This is a genomic window from Chitinophaga rhizophila, assembly GCF_019492185.1.
Lineage (GTDB): Bacteria > Bacteroidota > Bacteroidia > Chitinophagales > Chitinophagaceae > Chitinophaga > Chitinophaga rhizophila.
On record NZ_JAICCF010000001.1, the window covers coordinates 788,368 to 808,078 of the forward strand.

Genomic DNA, 19,711 nt, shown 5'->3' on the forward strand with positions numbered 1-19,711 from the left:
CAATTGGAGCATCATTGAAATAAAGCTATAATAGCAGCAATAGTTCCCAAAGTTCCTACCAAAAGTGACAGCCAAGCAATTACGTCACTTTTTTTTGCCGCTCTTTCGGCTTTATCTGCAGATCTAATGTTTATAATATATTGGTCCATTATACCATGTTCATTTCCTTGATCATACTTGCGCTCAATGTCTTCAATAAGGGGTCTCTTTCTCATAAATTTGAACTTTTATTTGATTGAACTTTGTAAGTACCCCGTTTAGCAAACAGTATTCTTCTGGAGAATCGTTTCTTCCAGAACCATGTTTTTCCATTCTTCTGGAGTAAGATTATTTAACGCTTCATGTGGCCTACGCAGATTGTATTCTTCCAGCCACTCCTCCGTTAACTCTCTTACCTGGTTAAGGTCAAAAAATAAGTATGCATCAAGAACAGCCTCACGATATAGACGGTTAAACCTTTCAATATATCCATTTTGCATTGGCTTACCTGGTTGGATGTAATGAACGATGATATTATTCGTTTTGCACCATAGGCAAAACTCTGTAGAAGTGAACTCCGGTCCATTATCAACTCGTATACTATTCGGCTTACCACGCGTTGCCAATATTCGGTCCAGTACCCTCGTAATCCTCTTGGCAGATAGGGATGTATCAATCTCAATAGCCAATGCTTCTCTTGAACAGTCATCCATTACATTAAAAGTCCGGAAGCGTCTGTTACCAGTCATACTATCACTCATAAAATCCATACTCCAACTAACGTTAATCGTTTGTTGCCTGATAAGTGGTTGCTTTATCCGGGCGGGTAATCGTCTTTTTCCCTTCCTACGTTTGTTGAGTTTTAATAGCCTATAAACACGGTAAATCCGTTTATGATTCCATTTATGGCCTGCCCTCCGCAAATAGGAGGATAGCTTCCTAAAGCCGTAGTTAGGATGCTTAAAAGCCAGTTCCTGCAATGCAGTAATAACTGCATTATCATTCTTACGGCTATTGTAATAGAATTGAGATCGTGGAAAGGATACAAGTCTGCAGGCCCTACTCACAGAAATACCTTCTTCACTAACCAGCTCATGCGCTATTTGTCTTTGGGTGGTAGGGCCCAGCCTTTTTTTGTGAAGAGATCTTTAAGAAGCTGATTATCCAGGGATACATCAGCATACATCCTTTTCAGACGCGCATTTTCTTCTTCTAGATCTTTCAAACGCCTTACATCTGAGGCTTCCATACCTCCATAACGACTCTTCCAATTATAGAAAGTCGCTTCTGAAATACCGTGTTCTCGGCAGATCTCTTTGGTCGGTATCCCGGATTCTTGTTGTTTAAGGATAGCAACAATCTGGGATTCTGTAAATCTTGTCTTTTTCATGATGAACAGATTAGTTTAAAATTAACACTTTTATCTAATTTTAAACTGTCTGCCGTTCAGGGGTACTTACAACTTTGTTATAAATGTTTAGAAATTCTACTTAGTAACCGCTGACAGATAATGCCCTCTTTAACTGTGAAGAAAGTCTGTATATATGAAAAAAGTTAGCCATTTTTCTTAGTAAATTCCTTTTTTTAAACAGATAGAAGTTCCAAGTTCCCGAACAGATAAGATCATCTCATAGCCAGCAACTATTTCAATTACTTGTAAAAAGCCGGAGATGTCTCCGGCTTTTCTTGTTGTAGTCTTAATCCTGTGCGATATCCTTAATATAAAGCTCCTGAAATTTGAAATTGAGGATAAAGATGCAGGAGGATCCTTCAGGCAGTTCCTTATAAAAAGAATCTTCCCTATTTTACGTATCTCTTTATAAAAAACTGAAAACTAAATATCCCGATACTGATACGGAATTTCATTCCAAAACTGGTGCGTTTCATACACTAAGTTTGGGTTGCCCGAAAATCATTGCATTTCTTCTTGTGAAAGTCCAATTGAAATGCAATTGAATATCTCGGCAGATATTCGGTATCACGTTGGACTAACGTCGGCACAAAAATACTGCATTAATGCATTTTGCCCGCAGGTCAAAGAAATTAACTATATATAATTTATATAGCTAAGAATCAATGAATCGGAGCTCACATTTCATGTAATTTACTGATAACTAACACCATTTGGTTCGATAACGCTCCGCCACTGGGCACGTAATGGCTCTGTAATCAATTGATTTACAGGGCCATTTTTAATTTATGCTTGTCAATTTTTCACAGGTTTTAACGGATCAAGTTGAAAACTTGGGATCAAGTTGAAAACTTGGGGGATTAGATCAAAAGCTGTTGTTTTGCTGTCTAAATCGACATTTTGGATCAGAACTACCGCCAGTTAATAGAATTAATGCTTCCAGCAGGCATTTTGGAATACTTCGAGTTAACCAATACCACAAAGGATTCTAAAGGAATTAATATCTTCCTGGAAGAGAAAAATATTGTTCCAGAGGAATACAAAGATCAATTACTTCACTCCAAAGGTTTTCTACCAGAAATACAAGTACAGGACTTTCCTATTAGGGGGCATAAGGTTGCCCTATGCATCAAACGCAGACGCTGGGAGGTGCAATCGACAGGAGAAATAGTAACCAGAGACTGGACGCTAGTAAGAGCAGGAGCACGAATGACAACAGAGTTCGGGCTTTTTTTAAAAGGGATATTTGGATAATTATCCCATCAGTCCCGTACAACTAGGCCACTTTTTTCAGGTAGATGGTAAACAATTACAACAACAATACAAGAATCATTTAAGCGACTATCACCAATGGGAGCAGAAGGATCATGCTGAACACTGGATGGTCTTTGAGCAAAATATCGGTCCCTATCTAAGCATTGATGAAACAGCATTTTCCAGTGGAGAACTGTATACGATAGTGACGAATAAGGCTGCAAAAGGCCGCAGGGGCTCTATTGTAGCAATGATTAAAGGCACACAGGCGGACTATCTGATTAATATTTTGAACAAGATCCCTAAACGGCTTCGCAGGACAGTATTGGAAGTAACGATCGATATGTCTGCAAGCCTAAACCTAGCTATTAAGCGGTGCTTCCCTAATGCAGACCGTGTAATTGACCGTTTTCATGTTCAACAACTAGCCTTTGATGCGGTACAGGAAACCCGTATAAAATATAGATGGGAAGCCCTTGAGGAAGAGAATAAGGCCTATGAACAAGCTAGAAAGCAGAAAATTGCCTATCAGCCAGAAGTGCTGCATAATGGAGATACTGTCAAACAGCTTCTAGCCCGAAGCAGATACTTACTGTTCAAACAGCCACGATTATGGACTAGAGAGCAGCAGCAACGGGCGGAACTATTGTTTACCAGGTATCCTGTTATCCAAAAAGCATATCAACTGTCGTTGGGTCTTGGAGATGTGTTCAGAATATGTACTAGCAAAGAACAAGCCTTTAAAAGGCTCGCACTATGGTACAATGATGTAGATACCTCAGGAATAGAATCCTTCAAAACCCTGTCCAGAACTGTTCAAAATCATTATCTAGGTATCCTGAACTTCTTTAACAACCGGGCCACCAATGCCGCAGCAGAATCATTTAATGCGAAGGTAAAATCATTTAGAAACGCCATGAGAGGAGTAAGGGACGTGAACTTCTTCCTTTTTAGGCTCGTTAAACTATATGCCTAATGGCAATCCCCCAACTTTTCAACTTGATCCAACGTCTTCCGGATACGGGCGGTAGGAAGATCCCGCAGATTGTGTCGCTTCGATCTAACCCCGTTAACCTATTACCCACTTCTGTTGTAGGTCAGAATACACGACAACGGCCTTGCGAACACCGGCACGAGTGGAAATTGCTTTTTTTTTAAAAAATAGTGTATAATAGTGGTAACAAACGTTATCTGCTATTTTACAATCCTATAATTATGAGATATTTTTTGAACCTATTTGCTTTTGTAATTTGCATTCTTTCGATGTTGACCTGTTCTGCACAAATTGCCCCCGGTTCTGCTATTGAATTAGGCGCAGGTTTGGGAAGAGGAATTGTAGGGAAAATCAAAGATGGCAAAAAGAAAAAGTCAATTGAAAGTTCCATTTCTGAGCATGAAATCAACGGCTCAATGATTAAAGTGCTACGTGTGCCGGAAAACAAGATAATTAGCGATGCAAAAAGCTACATCGTAAGAATACAAAATCAACTTGACAGCTACTACGAGCTTTACAAGAATAACGAGCATTTAACAATACCTTATTACTATAGCGACATAAACACATTAGAAGCTTTGGACAAAGATTGGGCGACAGAGTACTATGAAAACGAATTGAAAGAATATCGGAATTATGAACAAAGCTCACACAGACAGAAAAGCATATCAAAGACAGCACCGAAACTGCAAAGAGAGCAGAGCAAGAAAGAATTGCTGATAGTTTAGCTTTTGCCAAAAGAGTGCAAGGTTATTTATTTGTAAACAAGGAGTTCACTCTTTTAAAAAACAAACCTTCTGACAAAGGCAAAACCATTGGGAAAGTTTATTTAGGTTCATATCTGAAATTTTTAGGTTACAATGATAACACGCCTTATGTGAAAGTTGCCTTGGAAGATATAGAGGGTTTTGTAAATAAAAATGATTTGTCCGATAGCATAGATAAAATAGAAGCGGCAAACGCTGATATAGCAACCTACAAAAGCAGACGTTATTACAAGTACGAGCCAAACTACGAATACATTCCAGAACAACAAAATGTTACACCGGTAGTAACAAGTCGCGTTACTTCAGAAACAAGAGGTTCCTCGACACAAAAACAAACGTACAAACAATCTATCAGATATATTAGAGGACCAAGAGGTGGATGCTATTACATGTCTGGAGGCTCAAAAATTTATGTAGATAGAAGCTATTGCAACTGACAATCAAATTAAATACTCAAATAAAAAGGGTCGTTAGCTGCTTTAAATAATTGAGTTAGTGTAAAATTCTTTGTGTAAGCATATATTCAACTGTATCGACTAATACCACCAGCAGGTGGAGTGAAGTGAGGCGGAGCGGAGCCGAGCGAAACGACACCTGCTGGGTACGGTGGCTGGATTAGCTCTCGACATTTTTTAACTTTTGATGTTACCATTAGCATCATAACTTAGGTTGATCACAGAAAAGTCCTTGGCTCTCTGTGGCACCGTTTCGCTGGGTAAAATAAGCACTAGCTAACCGGTTTGCCCTGTCGTAACTATAACCATATGCAAAAGCCCTGTCTGCACGTGTCTTCCATTTTGCACCGGCGATGTTACCGTTCAACTGATTAGCCGTAAAGCCATAATCGCAACTCAGGTCCTGACCAAACCAGTTACCAGTCATACGACATAACTATTATGTAATCTGTCAAAGGAAATTATAAAAGCGAAGGTGCCTTCTTCATAGAATACGCCTTCGCTTTATATAAAATGAGATTGTCAATTACTGTGGGATATAACCAAGTATTGATTCAAAGATGAATTGTTTACGTAAGATGCCTGCGCCATAGTAAAAACTCTGTCCGGCATTCTGGGTAGTATACCAGTGCATGCCGTTTGAATTGTATCTATAGATAGGAATTGCTCCAGCTGTTGCTTTGGCGTAAATATATCCCTCAATCCACTCGAACTTTCCGTGGTTACCACCATTACCGATTTCATTGAAATTGTTGGTGTAAAAGTGGGTCCTGTTGTTCTGAAAATATCTATAGATAGGAATAGTACCAGGCATTGAGTTATCAGTAAACATTTTGCCGATAATACCAGTGTTAGTCCAATTTGTCAGGCCAGCTACTTCAGTAGGCGTGGTAGTCAACAGATTATCGATGAGGGATCCGTTATAGAACATATACCGGTATAGCGGCACTTCTCCATATTGCAGGTTGATTGCATTATTAAGGATGTATTGTTCAATGTATGACGCGAGTTCAGCTTTTTTTGCCGGATCATCCACAAGATCAGTGATTGCAATTAAACCTTGTTTAGGAATAGCTACAAGTACTATATTCTGATCATTAACCGAGCGCTGCCAGTCGTTGGGATTAAAGGTGCTACCGGCCACATTTACGGTTACCAGCGGTACATGAACCCCACCGCCTACAGCATGATAGGTAACAGATTCTGCGTAGTTACTGTCCGCAGCTGTTTTATCTACTCCAGCATCAAACTTAATAGCGAATACCTTTCCAATACCAGCTTCGAGACCGCCGGCGGCTGCAGTAGCACGGCGCGCACTCTTGGTAGCAGCTTTATAAATGATCTGCAACTTACCGCCGGTGATAATATTCACATGCACGTGTGTACCATAACGCTCAACCAGACTATGTACTGGAAGGTTTGCGAGATCGTACCTAAACTCAGCTGTCAGATAATTCTTCAAGGTTGCGGCATCTGTATTTAATTGAATCTGTTTGCGTTCCATTAACAGATTATAAATACCGTAAACTTCCTTTGAAGAAATAAAATTGTTGCTGGTGAAATTACCTTTTAATGTGCCGGTGAAAGCCGTATAAGTGGCAGTAGCACTTAGACTTAACGATACTTTTTTTAACATTGAAGAAGCATCAGCGCCTGACTCTGCGAAAAAGCTCTGCCTGTTAGGGTTGGTAACCAGCACGCGGTTGGGAAAGGCAGCCTGGAACGCAGCCAGATCAACCACTGCGTGACGGGAGGACGCGGCATCAGCGAACGGCCCGGTAACATCACAGCCATAACCGATAACGTCATAAGCGCCATCGCCGGCAGCTTCAGTGGTTGGTTTACGAACTTCATCAGGAACAGGGATGTCTTGTTTACTTTCTTTCTGACAGGAGAAACAGAAGGCTGCAAAACTTAGCAGCAAAACTCTTTTCATGATAATGGTTTATTGGTAATTAATAAAATACATAGGAATGTTATGTCGTGTCTGATAGCACGTCAAACAGTATGTTATGAACAGGTGGTGTAATACGTTAATTCGGGTACTCTAAGAAATGGTTGATAATAATAACATGGCAGTTTATATTATATAGTTAATGATGAAGTAAAACATCCGGTTAAACAATGCATACCAATCCTTGTCAAGACCTGCTTTTAAAGCAGTCTTTCATCTCGTAAAAGCTGGTATATTCAGGAAAACAGCATGTTGCTACAATGAATTTGCGTGCAGCACGCAATATTATTGATACAAAAACATAAAAGAAACGCAAGACTTATGGAAGTATATATGTGCTTCAGGCAAGTAGTCAATTGTATTCTAATGGTACCTTCTATAGGAATATCTTTCTACAAAACAGTGTATTTAATGGTACGGGTAACGTTATGGTTATATTTAATTATCGATGCAAAGATAAAGGAATATTCAAATACAAAATAATGTTTTTGTCCCCATAGATAATTATTATGTATGAGGACAGCGTCTACTCGTCAGGAAGCATTAGCCGATGCCGACTTAAAGAAACAGAAGATCATCCTGTATACATCAAGGCTTGAGTTTAATATATCGTCCTAATCCAAATAAAATCTTATCCACATGAACATTGTACTCCTGCTGGGCCATTAATGAAGTATCAAGTTCGTTACTGATCCAATGCTTATATCGCTTTATTAAGTCGCCTTCATTTTTAGTGACTATCGTCATTCTTCTATACCGCTCAACAGCAAGTACATCTGTGCGGTACATGTATACCCCAAATGCCCTGAGCACATGCTGATCTATAATAGGCTCATGAACTCTTCCACTCAGATATCTTCCAAATTGGTTAAATACAACTGCTTCCGCTATATCGTTATCTGCATCGGCGAGAATCCCATTAATGATATGTTTCAACTTTTGGAGATCTCCATTTTTCCAAACTAACGCATATAGTAACTTCTCAGTAGTGGTAAAATGAGTTGTGTCTTTTAGGCTGTTGTCTTCAGACAAAATACCCTTTTCTTTCAAAGTTATTATCTCCTCAGGTAGAATTTTGAAAGTGAGTTTAGGATAGTTTTTCTCAGGAAAATGGAATTTCTTATCTATATTATGACGCTCTAATAATTTATCGACTTCTCCTGTACTTTTACACATAAGCAACTCTTCAAATACGGCGATTAGTTTATTCATTTCGATCTCATTTTTAACAGATTATAAGCAGCATGCGTCGCTACTACCTGACACAAAAATATACTTATTTTCAGTAGATTTTTTGTTCATTTTATGATCAAAATTTAAGGAAATATTCGTATCTTAATAGTAGATTTTATTCCCTCAAATTAAACCTTATCTTATGTTAAAAAACCATGCGCTTATTTTGCGTGTACCCCACTTATTAGCCTTTTTATTGTTAGCAATGTCTTGCTTGTTTTCCTGCAAAAAGGAAGAATCGGAATCGACTTCTCACACCAAGGTAGTTGATTCGCAAATCGCGTATTTAAACAGTAAAGGATTTAAAAAGGAAAATATTGAATTTAAGAATGGCAAATTCATTCTTGATAATGACATTTTGATTAACCAGGACGAGGTTGCCGCTCGAATTAAAAGCGAAGGTACTAGCGATGGCCCGCAGACCGAACATTGGCGACACCGTTATATTGTCAGCAGAACGTACCAATACGACGTGCGGGTATACATTGACCCTGCAGTGCCGGCGGACTGGCAAACCGCTACACAGGGAGCAGTGACAAACTGGAGTACCCTTGGCAGCGGCCTTGGTATGTCTCTGGTGAGCACACTGTTCCAGGCACATACCCGCGTATTCGCTGGTTACGAAAGTGGCGCTAACTGGGTTGCCCGAGCATACCTACCTACATCCAACGGACGTCCCGGTGTAAGTATTGAGATCAATACCTACTATAACTATCTAACTCCAAGTGAAAAGTTATTTGCCATAACGCATGAACTCGGCCATACAGTTGGATTCAATCATACGGATCAGAATGTCGGGTTCTTTATTACCAGCGGAACACCGTGGATTCCCGATCCTCCACAAGTAGATCCATATTCAGTAATGAATTCATTCATTCTCCCATGGAACGGATTTACAACAGGAGATGTGCAGGCAACAAGAATTTTGTTCCCGTTCTAATAGACGACCAGGATGATATCTGGTGTAGATAAGCAAGAATTCCTTTAACTAATTGTGAAGGATTTCTTGCTTCTTCAGGCGCATTACTAGTTAATACAATCATTTATAGTTCAAGGGGTACATCATAAATATCAACATTAATCCTTGATAATAAACAATTTACTCTGCATGCAGTCAGTACTAGTGTTACTAAGGATTATTGATCAGTTATTGGGAAGCAGAGTAAATTCAGTAGCAAAGCTTCGATCTTCTATGATTAACTTGAAATCGTTTAGCCTTTACAGAGTACTTATTGTTTCTGTTTATAAAATGCCACACATATATACATTACATTAAATATTAAACGTATATTTGTGCTCTTTTTTTAATAGATCCCTACTTTTTTAAGTCAGCATTTTATAAACAAACCTTATACTATGAAATCAGTAACATTAACCCGCATTTTTGCCGTGATTGGCTGCGCTGCTATTTTACACGCCTGTAAAAAAGATGAGAACAATGAAATTACAACACCTACACCTGTACCTGATTCAACATATGTGATCAGCAGAGCTTACTATTATGCAGGGGATAGCACTGGTACCCCTTCATATGTGGATACTGTATACTACAATAACGATAAAATCGCAAGAGTTGCAGCTGTAGCATCGTTGAATGATTCCATTAATTATCTATTTACATATAATACGGCGGGTAAAATGACGCAGATGAGTGCTAAGGGAACCGGCGTATTCGCTACGGGCTACAAGCAATTTTATCACTTCTACTACAACACCAATAATCGTCTGGACAGTTTGCGCCAGATAGATAGTACTCAGTGGCAAGGAAATTATTCTTATACAATGGCTTATGATGATAATAATCGCCTGAAAACTGCAACTATATTCGACAGACAAGGGGTTGAGCCAGTAGAGTTTGGGAACTTTTCATATATCAGAAATGCGGCTGGCAAGATTGATACGATCACTCATCTCAGATTTGGAGATATCCTGCCTACTTCTTTAGAAGCTTCTACTGACACGACAATCCGATTCTCTGACGCTTACAACATGGTACTAGCAGTAAGAGCAAGCTTCATCTTGTTTGGCTCTAATTCAGTTCCTAAGCTGAATTTCACCCAGCTCCTGAATCCTTCTGATTATGTATTCCGTAATGGCCTGCAGGGTAACCAACCATTCAGTGTAAATTATACTAAGAATGGCCTTGGTTTACTGAACTCTTATTGGCTTAAGTATTCTTCAGGAGAATCACGTACGCATAGCACTATCAGATTTGAGTATATTAAAGTACCAAAAAACTAAGTGTAGGTAGTCCAATATTAAGACGCAGTTATGCTCTTTAATAATGCTTATGTTGCGATGATTATACGAATAAAATAGTAGCGTCATTGTAACATAAGCATATATCGAAATACCGGGTTGCCAGTAGTTCAGTGTCACAGCTATAGCCCCAACCTACATCATTCCCAGCATTACATTTACTCTAATATCAACTCTTCCTGTATAATACACTTACTGTCCCTCGACTGCGGGTGGAGGAACAGGTTGATCAACATTACCGGGAGGCAACAATTCCTGTATTACCTGCTGTTTATCTTTCTCTGGCGTCGGCACAGATCCATCATGTAACATATCATCTGGCAACCTTTCACTGTCAGCTGCAGGTGATGGAGGAACCTCATGTATATCATTCATTGTAATTAGTTTCATAATTGAACACAAAAAATATACTCCTCCTTTCTACCAGGGCCGACCCGTTGTTGACAACGTCTGATGGTGTCTCTACGGCAACAAATCGTACACATTTGTCTGCATCCAGGGATTCAGGCAACTAATTAGCAAATGAGAACAATGCAATCTGACATTTTTCATTAAGTTTAGATATGAAAAGGTTCCTGTTCTTACTCTTCATACTGTAATTGATGGCGTTGGTAACGTTCTCGCAAAACAGGATACAATTCAATACGCCGCTTACCGACATATAAGAAATTTGTAGCCGCAGATCAATGTATACTTACAGAAACTGCTCATTAAAGCACAAGATCAAACCAGCATCTTTATAACATTTATTAGACTGGGCTTACACATCATTATTCACTACAATGTCAAACGCCGGAACACGTGCTCTCCGGCGTTTGACATTGTACAGGTAAATTCATGACTTCTGTGGGATCTCTCTTTTAACCTCTAAGGGAGGATAAAAGCACCCACTTCTGCCAGTCCTGGCTGACTTTGCGTATCGTGACCCGATACTGGTACCAGCTTAAAGTACCTGAATTGCCTGGTTGCAGGCAGGTTGTAGTATTGACGGTTAGGACTCAGATCGAGTAGTTTAACCACACCAACACTCTCCCAGGTTTGATTATCATCTCCCACAAAAAGCTCCAGTTCCTTGATTTTCCGGTCACCGCTTTTTTGAACAAAGTATAAGCCATTTACGGGTAATACACGTCCCATATCCACTGTAACAAAATGATCCGGGTAGTTAGTTGGCGACGTAGAATAACGTGCAATCCATGATGTTGACTCATTATTGTCTATTAATCTTATCGCCAACCGGTCGTTAACCAGTTCTTCTGAGCTATACCCTGCAATAGACCAACCCTCTGTACGGTATATTTTACGTATGGGCTCACCGGATGGCTTTTCCAAAGGGAAACCGATTTTAGCCGGCGTACCGAAGTTAGGTGTACCATCCATGTTCCAGGTGAAACGCTGTATACGGGCATTCCTGCTTCCACCTCCAGGGGCGCTACGGGCATGATAGATAATCCAGTCTTCCTTGCCATCTGGAGATTCAAAGAATCCGTTATGCCCTGGACCGTAAGCGCCGCTTTCTGCCGACATGGAAAAGACAGGTTGTGGCGTCTTAGTCCAGTCCCCGGGATTCATAGGGTCACCATTTACTTTCAGGCTTAGTAGTCCAAGGCAGTAGGTATCAACCCAGAAGCCACTTGCCGAATAGACCACTAATAGCTGTCCATTTGGATTAATGAGTACTTGTGGTCCTTCATTAATGGCACCACCGTTCTTCTCCCAGGGATAAAGCGGGCTGGCTATCGCCACCTTCTCACCTTCTATCGTCCAGGGATTGCTCATCTTCGCTATATAGATATGCTGAGGGGCAGCGCCTGCATTACCACCAGACCATAACATGTATAGCTGGTTCTGATGCCTGAAGACGGTGCCATCTATTGCCCATTGATCAGAGGGATCACTGACCTTACCCTTTAAGACCCATTCGCCTTTCATAGGGTCTGGCGAACTATTCTCAACTACATACATACGATGATTCGCATTAGAACCGTTATCAGCGGCAAAATACATATACCACTTGTTGTCTATTTCATGCAGCTCGGGTGCCCAGATGTTTTTAGAGTATGGTCCCTCCGGATCAGGGATCCAGGCATCATGTTGAGGCGCTAAAGCAAGTTCGGACAAGGCCGTTGTTTCGTAAAGTACGAGCTTACTTCCTTGAGTATAGGTAAAGTAGTACTTACCATTCTTTTGCGTTACCCAAGGATCTGCTCCCCGGGGTATAAGTGGATTTGTGAATGTGCTTTCAGAAATCATATCCGCAGCCTGGGGCTCAGGCGGGTCACATACCTTTTGACAGGCAGAACAAAGCGCTAGGCATAACCAGCCTAGCAGATAACCGGCATTCGTTTTCATGGATTAAAGGATTAACTATTAATAAAAAGTGTGCTAATAGCGCCCTGAAAAGAGGGCCTTTAAAGGCGCCTGGGAAATGTAAAGGGGATGACTAATTCTGAGCACTTATCGCTTCTTCAAGCGTTTCTATAGGCGGCTGATTAGCCTCGTATCCAGAGTAACCAAAGTTCTGGTTTATTCTTCCGTTTCTGTTTGCATCAATATCACCCTGGGGAACCGGCCATAAAATATGGTAAGGGCTTGCGGTAAATTCAGTTCCATAAACCGTCCTGACACCTTTATTATAAAAATTATTATACCGGCTGATCCTCTCAAACCAATAGCTGCTTCTGGAAAGGTTATCCTCATCATAAGTTTTACCAAATTCATCAGGTATATGGGTACGTGCGAAGATGTAAGAAATACGACTGAGTTCTACATGCCGCATCTCTTCATAATACAGTTCCCTGGCTCTTTCATCAAGAATAGCCCCCATATTCATGTTAGCCGCTGTATACATCATCGTACAATGGGCGCGTCGGCGAATAGCATTTACATCATCGGCAGCAGCGGCAAGATTACCTTTCCAGAAATGAGCCTCTGCCCGCAAAAGGTATGTCTCAGCCAGGCGGTATATATACCAGTCACTCGCACCACCGTCGTAGTTGTCTATTGTTTCACTTCTGGGAGTCTCAATCCACAGTTTATAATGCGGCCAGTCAAACCATGTTCTGATAGTATCATTGACAAGTAGTTTACCCGCACTATTATATTTCTGCAATTGCTGGCCGTAATAGGGATCACCGCTGTTGAGCAAAGACGGATGATTGTAGACCATATCTTCCATCCGCATCCAGTTGCCGGTGCCTGTGCTGTGGCGGAGGTCACTTGTATCATCCCATATAGTGTGGCTACTATACCAGGTAGGCCGTGTTTTGGCAATACCCCTGCCATAAGTCTTTCTTAAATCAATCTTATCCTTAGTGAGTGAATAACTGGTACTCATCCCTTGTTTCCCGGAAGGAGTACTGATCAGCTGATTACCAGCACCTGAGTAGAATGGTAATGCATTTCGCATTGTAACCATACTTTGCCTACTGTTCTCGAATGCCTCCCTGCTGATAATATTAAAGATAGTTTCCCTGTTGGTGGGTATAGATTTATTAGGTGCCCGGTGCAGATCCCATATTACATTCCTGGTGATATTATGTATGGCCGGCATGGGATTTACAAATGTCCCAAAAGGTTCCGTCATCAAAGAATAACCTGAATTACTGATCAGATTATTAGCTACTTCAATTGCTTTGTCAAACTCTCCAGCTGCGAGATAGCATTTTATCAATAGTTGCTGACAAGCCCCTTTCGTTACCATACCATAGTCAGCAATAGCAGGAACATGCTTTACAGCGAACTCCATATCAGCGACTAATTGCTGCAAAATAACCCCTCTTTTGGTAGAGCGGAAGTTGAACTTGGGTTCTGTAATCTCCTTCGTTAGCAATGGTACATCTCCAAAATCGAAGATCAGCCACATATAACGGAATGTGCGATGAAAGTACGCCATGCCCATCATCTGATCCCGTAGGGTACTATCCAGCCCTTCCACACGTGGCAGGTTAGAGATGATGGTATTCGCATACTTTATACCTTTATATCCCTCAAACCAGAACCAATTAATCTTATTTGTATTGATATCATTGTTATTGGATGTAGGCGTTATCATGGCATTTAGATCCTGCGCAGGGCCTGATTTGTCCGTAGTACCGTCTATTGCTACGTCTGAAAACAGCAGGTCAGTCAGCAGGGGTGCCCCCTCTCCTGTCCATACGTAGGTAAGATTCCTATTACAACTGGTAATTGCAGCTTCTAAACCTTCCCTTGATGTAAAGGTAATAGCAGGTTCGTAAAACGAAAGCGGATCAGGTGCAAGGAAATTCTTTGAACAACTCAGTGGTAAGAATATAATAATTGCCAGCAATATCAGGCGGTTGATATTATTTATAAAGCTCTTCATATTGTTTCAGTTTGAAAACATTAAAATGAGGCAGTGATTCCCATTGTATAGTACCTCGGCATCAGTGAGGTGGTTTCCGGATCCCAATACTCCCAGTCTTTGGCCCATACAGCCACATTACGCACACCGGCATATACTCTTAGCTGCGCCATATCCATCCTTCTGGTGATATGGGGAGGGAATGAGTAGGATATTGAAACGTTGTCCAGACGGATATAAGTTTTATCGATTACACGCGGTGGATTGATATTCTGGACATTTGTGGAGTTTAATCTGGCAAATGTATTTGATGGATTTTCAGGTGTCCAGTATTCCCTTACGTAAGAGTTGTTCCTGTCAGTCTGTGAACCCTGATTATTCAGGTAGTCTGTAGATGTCTGCTTATGTCCCCAGTTGGAGTAGATGTTAAAAGAGAAATCAATATTCCTGAAGATGGTGAAATCATTACGCAAAGTGAATCTGAAACGAGGCGTCCTTGAGCCCATAAAACGCTTGTCTTCATTTGTATATTTACCATCGCCATTCACATCTTCCACTTTTACATCTCCAGGGATCTCACCATATTTGGCAGCCTGCTCACGCTCTTTCTCCTGCCAGATACCCTGTACATTGTAAGTCCAGATAGAGGCGATATCCCGGCCGATGAACCAGCCATTGGAGATATCATCGATTTCCCTGGAACCTACAATTTTGCCATCATTATCGAGCACATCTTCGTAAGTATAATACAGGTGTCTGACTTTATTTCTGTTAAAGAAGAATCCTAATGTAGTTGTCCATTCTATATCCTTACCTTTCATCGTCTGTGTAGTGAGCCCTAATTCAAATCCTTTATTCACAACCTCGCCCAGATTGGTAGTTACTGTACTGAAACCAGTAAAATCTGGCAACGACTGATCCATTAGCAGGTCTGTAGTTGGCATATAATAGGCTTCAATGTTACCGGTGATCCTATTATTAAATAAGCCAAAGTCAAGGCCAACATTCCAGGAGGAAGTAGCTTCCCATTTCAGACCATAATTTGCCATACGATCCACGTAAAGCTGAGACAACTCATACACAGTACCATTATTTTGTACATATGCATATCTACCCGAGCCTGTAGTAAGATTAGATAAAGCCTGGTAGATACCAATGGAACGATTACCGTTCATGCCCCATGACAAACGCAGTTTACCCAGATTCATTGGCGACCAATTGAAAAAACGCTCATCTGCAAAGTTCCAGGCAAAAGCTAATGCAGGAAAAGTCGCTCTCGGATTGGATGCTCCGAATGCGGAGTAACCATCTCTTCGTACAGACGCAGTTAACAAATAACGATTATCAAATGAGTAAAATAAGCGGGCCATCAATGCATCACCAGTACTCCGTGTATCATTACTTCTGATAGTCGTCTTTAACGGATTGGCAGCTCCGATATTATGGAAGCCAAGCGCGTCTGTCGGAGAAAAGTCCCTGGCGGTAATAATCTCATTCCATGATGTATGCTCTTCCGCATTCTGTAATAACGTCGCTTTAACCTTATGCTTACGTCCGAAGGTATAATCCCAGGATATAATATTATCTATCTGCCAGTCAAAGTTCTTGGTATTCTCTCTGATCACTTTTCCATTATCCGGCCATAAAAGATTCCTTGAAGATTCATGGTATCTGTTATAGAACCATTGCATCCTAGGTGAAAAGTTCAGCTGATATGTGATATTAAAAGGAAATTTGATAGTCTGGTATATAGTTGTATTCAACACCGTATATCCCTTCTCCAATGTCTTAAACTGATTGTCATATGCAGAGTTGATACCCTGATTTACGCTTGCGCCCATTGGCTGTCCATCCAGTATACCATTGGAATCAAGAGGGGTAGCAAAAGGTGAGTTATTAATGATCTGTGCCTCCCAGTCAACGGCAAGATTTCCGTCAGACCGGTCCTGAAAGTTGATGTTTACACCTGTATGCATCCACTTATTGATCTTGCCGTCAATTTTTATGTTAGAGCGGTAAGCCCGGTATTTGTCCCCTGCAACAATACCCTCATTATTCAGATAGCCCATTGATACATAATAATTGAGCGCATCCTTGTTCCGACCTGAAAAACTGATGTTATAGTTCTGCTGAAGAGCCTGTTGAAATGAGGCATTAAACCAGTCGTGTGTTCTACCTCGGGCATAGTTTGCCCGTTCTTTTTCAAATAAACCGATACGCAGCAACCAGATTTCTTCAGGTGATCCTGTTAATGCATCGTAGGCAAGCCAGTCATTCAGACTGATACCGTTCTTAGAGAGATTTTCTGGTGTAGGATTGATATATTTTGCAGGAGTTGCCCAGCGTGTAGTACTGTTAAAGAGATCAGACCGAAATTGAAGGTATCCGGCAGCATCATAGACCGGACGTTTCGCTCCCAGTGTACCTATACCTGTATTTGCATCAAAGCGGATTGTTGGCTTATCTGACGCCCCCTTTTTGGTGGTGATAATGATTACACCATTAGCTGATTTAGCGCCATAAATGGCGGCTGCAGAAGCATCTTTCAGGACATCAAAGTGCTCAATATCCTGTGGATTGATTTCGGATAGCTCTCCAAAGAAGATCACTCCATCCAGTACTATCAATGGATCATTGGCTGCTTTTAAGGACCGTTGGCCTCTGACTAACATATCCCCGCCTCCTTTGGCAGAACTGCTTTGTCCGACCTGTAAGCCAGGAACGCCGCTGCGCAACATATCCTGTATAGAGCGTGGACTCTCCTTTTCAAGCTTTGCAGTTTTCAGCTGGCTGATAGAGCCTGTCAGGTCCTTTTTCTGCATAGAACCATACCCGACTACAACTACCTCATTTATCCGCTGCTCAGAATTTCGCAGATCTACCCTTAAAGAGAAGTCTGCCCCCGCCTTCAGGTTATATCCTGACAGTACTTGCTGCTCATATCCAATAAATGAAAAGGAGAAGCTGTATCCTGGACCGGCAGGTAACCTACTGAACGTAAAAAGCCCCATACTATCTGTCTGGACGGAGGCTGTGAAATTACTTGCTGCATTTTTAACAGTGACGCTTACTCCCCAAAGCGCCTCTCCCGTTGTCTCGCTTTTGACAATACCCGAGACATCAGAGCGATTTTGACTTTGGGCATTAGTAAATAATGGGATAAAGCTGTAGATGACTGCTACTATGAGCAGAACGCACGTGGAATACCAATTTTTCATTTTGTATCTGCTAGGTTGAGTTAGGCAAATAAGGTCCTATCGTTGACAGGTGCAACGATCTCAATAGTTTTTTCAAGTATCATATTTCTGGCTAATCTTTCTTACCTATAACGTAGTGTTCGTCTTTCTTCTCAATTTTAAGTTGGTTTAATACTGCTATATCACTTAGAATAGTTTCCAGCGCATCTGTTTTACGCATTCTACCGGTAAAGTACTTATTCTGTATATCGGTAGGGAAATAGTAAATATCAACCTGGTAGTAAACGCTTAGCTGATCGAATACTTCTGACAATGGAGACATATCAAATGTATAGTAATCAGGCCTGTTTACGCTCCTGCCCTTATTATCGGCTAATCCTGCTTTCACCAATTTCTCTGCCGGCACATAACGTGTAACACTTGCCAGCATAGTTATCTTATCGTATATAAATTCATCCCCTGGCTTCAGTATTTCCCTACCATTCCATTTCTTGCGGATATTATTGACGGCGGCTACCTGTATTTTCCCTTTGTGCAATGTTACTTTAATAGCTGTACTCTCTTCAAACGATTCAACAGTGAAAGATGTCCCCAGTACAGTGGTTGCCAGCCTGTCTGCATGTACAATAAATGGTCTACTTTTATCTTTACTTACCTCAAACAACGCTTTTCCTGCAAGATACACATCCCTGTCAGGCGCTGCCATAAACGGCTCCTTATAACGGATGCTACTTTTAGGAGATAAGAGCACAACAGATCCATCATCCAGTAATATCTGCATTAATGTATCTGAGATATTGCTCCTTTCCGTCAGTTGCTTTGACTGATCATTAGTGACGCTTCTTTTCGCAACATAAGTCGGCCTACCTGAAAAATACATCCATATTGCACCTGCAAGCAGTACTATACAAGCCGCTGCTGCTATCCGGTAAAATACTATCTTACTGCGTTTCCTGAAGGTTTGCCTACTTACGTTGTCAAATAGCCTCTCAGTCAGATCAGGCGCCAGTTGGTCATTTATGTCAAATTTGTCCCAGTCTTCTTCAGTGGCATACTTATCCCATTCTCCGGGATTATTCCGAAAATATTCCAGTACCTGCCTTCGTTCCTCATCAGAGCATTCATTTCTGAAATATTTGTCGATCAATTCCCTTTGCATCAGTGTCAGTTAAGATAATAGGCGCTTTATAATAGTATCGTTTGAAAGAAGGGGGAACCCCTAATGGCAGGAAAAATATTTTTAATAGCGGTAGAGCAGTAGTAATAACAGGAGCAAAAGGTTCCTTAAATAACTGAGTGCTAAAGACATGTGATTCTCTACAGTTTTCACAGACAGGGAAAGCTGCTCAGCTATCTCTTTATAAGATTTAAATTCATACCGGCTCAGTTCAAAGACCTTCCTCCTCATCGGGGGCATAGCCTGTACCAGCTCCTTGATTCTTAGTAGTAGTTCCTTGGATTGGATTATATCAAAAGTACTGCTGTTATCAGTGCCAGCTGACTGTTCCTGCTCAAGGTACCGGTCCTTAACGGCTTCCTTTCTGAGAAGGTCGATAAATGTAGCCCGGGCTATATGGAAGATTAATCTGCTTACCGGCATAGATTCATCCAGCTGCTGCCGATAGTTCCATAGCTTGATAAAGGTAATCTGTGTGGTTTCTTCAGCGATATAGGAGGAATGAGTTTTAGCCAGCACGTAGAAATAGACCTTCCGGTGATATTCGTGAAATAAGTCACTGAAAACCGAAGAGTCTCCTTCTTTCAACGCGGAAATCTTACTAAACGTGGACATACTATAAATATAATGAGAAATTTCTTTTCCTATAATTTACTATTACCAAAATAAGACGTTACACTGCAATGTATAGTATAGACGTCTGCCAG

17 protein-coding genes are annotated in these 19,711 nt (G+C 41.0%); 6 read left to right on the top strand and 11 right to left on the bottom strand.

All coding sequences use genetic code 11. The features are described from left to right. Positions 1-11: 11 nt before the first annotated feature. Entirely contained in the window at positions 12-215 is a 204-nt protein-coding gene (locus K1Y79_RS02930) for a hypothetical protein (protein WP_220248501.1), read from the bottom strand. Positions 216-257: 42 nt separating this feature from the next. Continuing rightward, positions 258-1,369, bottom strand: a protein-coding gene (locus K1Y79_RS02935; RefSeq protein WP_220248502.1) for an IS3 family transposase whose coding sequence is annotated in 2 segments (ribosomal slippage) — positions 258-1,117 and positions 1,117-1,369 — 1,113 coding nt in all. Because the reading frame shifts where the segments join, the coding sequence is not laid out codon by codon here. A gap of 921 nt (positions 1,370-2,290) precedes the next feature. Here K1Y79_RS02935 and K1Y79_RS02940 point away from each other — a divergent pair. The 4 genes from K1Y79_RS02940 (at position 2,291) to K1Y79_RS02955 (ending at position 4,842) form a co-directional block, all read left to right on the top strand. Further along, a complete protein-coding gene (locus K1Y79_RS02940) occupies positions 2,291-2,644 on the top strand; it encodes an ISAon1 family transposase N-terminal region protein (RefSeq protein ID WP_236059462.1) in 354 nt (117 codons plus the stop codon). Continuing rightward, entirely contained in the window at positions 2,637-3,620 is a 984-nt protein-coding gene (locus K1Y79_RS02945; protein ID WP_236059464.1) for an ISAon1 family transposase, read from the top strand. Before K1Y79_RS02940 ends, K1Y79_RS02945 begins: the two co-directional genes overlap by 8 nt. Before the next feature lie 239 nt (positions 3,621-3,859). Beyond that, a complete protein-coding gene (locus K1Y79_RS02950; protein WP_220248503.1) occupies positions 3,860-4,366 on the top strand; it encodes a hypothetical protein in 507 nt (168 codons plus the stop codon). Positions 4,367-4,380: 14 nt separating this feature from the next. After that, the gene (locus K1Y79_RS02955; protein WP_220248504.1) at positions 4,381-4,842 is read left to right on the top strand and encodes a hypothetical protein; all 462 of its coding nucleotides are present in this window, start codon (positions 4,381-4,383) and stop codon (positions 4,840-4,842) included. 220 nt (positions 4,843-5,062) lie between these two features. Here K1Y79_RS02955 and K1Y79_RS02960 read toward each other — a convergent pair whose 3' ends face one another. The 3 genes from K1Y79_RS02960 to K1Y79_RS02970 all read right to left on the bottom strand — a co-directional run bounded on the left by K1Y79_RS02960 (position 5,063) and on the right by K1Y79_RS02970 (position 8,026). Further along, on the bottom strand, positions 5,063-5,287 hold the full coding sequence (locus K1Y79_RS02960) for a hypothetical protein (protein ID WP_220248505.1): 225 nt from the start codon (positions 5,285-5,287) through the stop codon (positions 5,063-5,065). A gap of 99 nt (positions 5,288-5,386) precedes the next feature. Next, complete coding sequence (locus K1Y79_RS02965; protein ID WP_220248506.1) at positions 5,387-6,796, bottom strand: MAC/perforin domain-containing protein; 1,410 nt, start codon at positions 6,794-6,796, stop codon at positions 5,387-5,389. 606 nt (positions 6,797-7,402) lie between these two features. Next, positions 7,403-8,026, bottom strand: coding sequence for a hypothetical protein (locus K1Y79_RS02970; protein WP_220248507.1), 624 nt, complete (start codon positions 8,024-8,026; stop codon positions 7,403-7,405). Positions 8,027-8,189: 163 nt separating this feature from the next. Here K1Y79_RS02970 and K1Y79_RS02975 point away from each other — a divergent pair, with 163 nt between their 5' ends. Beyond that, a complete protein-coding gene (locus tag K1Y79_RS02975; RefSeq protein WP_236059466.1) occupies positions 8,190-8,987 on the top strand; it encodes a M57 family metalloprotease in 798 nt (265 codons plus the stop codon). Positions 8,988-9,403: 416 nt separating this feature from the next. After that, a complete protein-coding gene (locus K1Y79_RS02980; RefSeq protein ID WP_220248508.1) occupies positions 9,404-10,288 on the top strand; it encodes a hypothetical protein in 885 nt (294 codons plus the stop codon). 210 nt (positions 10,289-10,498) lie between these two features. On the opposite strand, the gene K1Y79_RS02985 is transcribed toward K1Y79_RS02980, so the two are convergent. The 6 genes from K1Y79_RS02985 to K1Y79_RS03010 form a co-directional block, all read right to left on the bottom strand. After that, positions 10,499-10,696 carry a hypothetical protein gene (locus tag K1Y79_RS02985; RefSeq protein ID WP_220248509.1) on the bottom strand — a complete coding sequence of 66 codons (198 nt, stop codon included), beginning with the start codon at positions 10,694-10,696 and terminating at the stop codon, positions 10,499-10,501. A 477-nt stretch (positions 10,697-11,173) separates the two neighbouring features. Further along, positions 11,174-12,658 (bottom strand): family 43 glycosylhydrolase, encoded by a 1,485-nt coding sequence (locus K1Y79_RS02990; protein WP_220248510.1) that lies wholly within the window; start codon positions 12,656-12,658, stop codon positions 11,174-11,176. Between the two features lie 91 nt (positions 12,659-12,749). Beyond that, positions 12,750-14,651 carry a RagB/SusD family nutrient uptake outer membrane protein gene (locus K1Y79_RS02995; protein WP_220248511.1) on the bottom strand — a complete coding sequence of 634 codons (1,902 nt, stop codon included), beginning with the start codon at positions 14,649-14,651 and terminating at the stop codon, positions 12,750-12,752. A gap of 20 nt (positions 14,652-14,671) precedes the next feature. After that, the gene (locus tag K1Y79_RS03000) at positions 14,672-17,848 is read right to left on the bottom strand and encodes a SusC/RagA family TonB-linked outer membrane protein (RefSeq protein WP_220248512.1); all 3,177 of its coding nucleotides are present in this window, start codon (positions 17,846-17,848) and stop codon (positions 14,672-14,674) included. A 91-nt stretch (positions 17,849-17,939) separates the two neighbouring features. Continuing rightward, entirely contained in the window at positions 17,940-18,986 is a 1,047-nt protein-coding gene (locus tag K1Y79_RS03005; protein WP_220248513.1) for a FecR family protein, read from the bottom strand. Between the two features lie 81 nt (positions 18,987-19,067). Then, the gene (locus tag K1Y79_RS03010) at positions 19,068-19,619 is read right to left on the bottom strand and encodes an RNA polymerase sigma-70 factor (RefSeq protein ID WP_220248514.1); all 552 of its coding nucleotides are present in this window, start codon (positions 19,617-19,619) and stop codon (positions 19,068-19,070) included. Positions 19,620-19,711: the final 92 nt, after the last annotated feature.

What these genes read in the sequence shown, in the direction of transcription:
- K1Y79_RS02950 (WP_220248503.1), top strand. Translation starts at nt 3,860, where the DNA reads ATGAGATATTTTTTGAACCTATTTGCTTTTGTAATTTGCATTCTTTCG.
- K1Y79_RS02970 (WP_220248507.1), bottom strand. Translation starts at nt 8,026, where the DNA reads ATGAATAAACTAATCGCCGTATTTGAAGAGTTGCTTATGTGTAAAAGT.
- K1Y79_RS02980 (WP_220248508.1), top strand. Translation starts at nt 9,404, where the DNA reads ATGAAATCAGTAACATTAACCCGCATTTTTGCCGTGATTGGCTGCGCT.
- K1Y79_RS03000 (WP_220248512.1), bottom strand. Translation starts at nt 17,848, where the DNA reads ATGAAAAATTGGTATTCCACGTGCGTTCTGCTCATAGTAGCAGTCATC.
- K1Y79_RS02930 (WP_220248501.1), bottom strand. Translation starts at nt 215, where the DNA reads ATGAGAAAGAGACCCCTTATTGAAGACATTGAGCGCAAGTATGATCAA.
- K1Y79_RS02990 (WP_220248510.1), bottom strand. Translation starts at nt 12,658, where the DNA reads ATGAAAACGAATGCCGGTTATCTGCTAGGCTGGTTATGCCTAGCGCTT.
- K1Y79_RS02960 (WP_220248505.1), bottom strand. Translation starts at nt 5,287, where the DNA reads ATGACTGGTAACTGGTTTGGTCAGGACCTGAGTTGCGATTATGGCTTT.
- K1Y79_RS02985 (WP_220248509.1), bottom strand. Translation starts at nt 10,696, where the DNA reads ATGAAACTAATTACAATGAATGATATACATGAGGTTCCTCCATCACCT.
- K1Y79_RS02995 (WP_220248511.1), bottom strand. Translation starts at nt 14,651, where the DNA reads ATGAAGAGCTTTATAAATAATATCAACCGCCTGATATTGCTGGCAATT.
- K1Y79_RS03005 (WP_220248513.1), bottom strand. Translation starts at nt 18,986, where the DNA reads ATGCAAAGGGAATTGATCGACAAATATTTCAGAAATGAATGCTCTGAT.
- K1Y79_RS02975 (WP_236059466.1), top strand. Translation starts at nt 8,190, where the DNA reads ATGTTAAAAAACCATGCGCTTATTTTGCGTGTACCCCACTTATTAGCC.
- K1Y79_RS02965 (WP_220248506.1), bottom strand. Translation starts at nt 6,796, where the DNA reads ATGAAAAGAGTTTTGCTGCTAAGTTTTGCAGCCTTCTGTTTCTCCTGT.
- K1Y79_RS03010 (WP_220248514.1), bottom strand. Translation starts at nt 19,619, where the DNA reads ATGTCCACGTTTAGTAAGATTTCCGCGTTGAAAGAAGGAGACTCTTCG.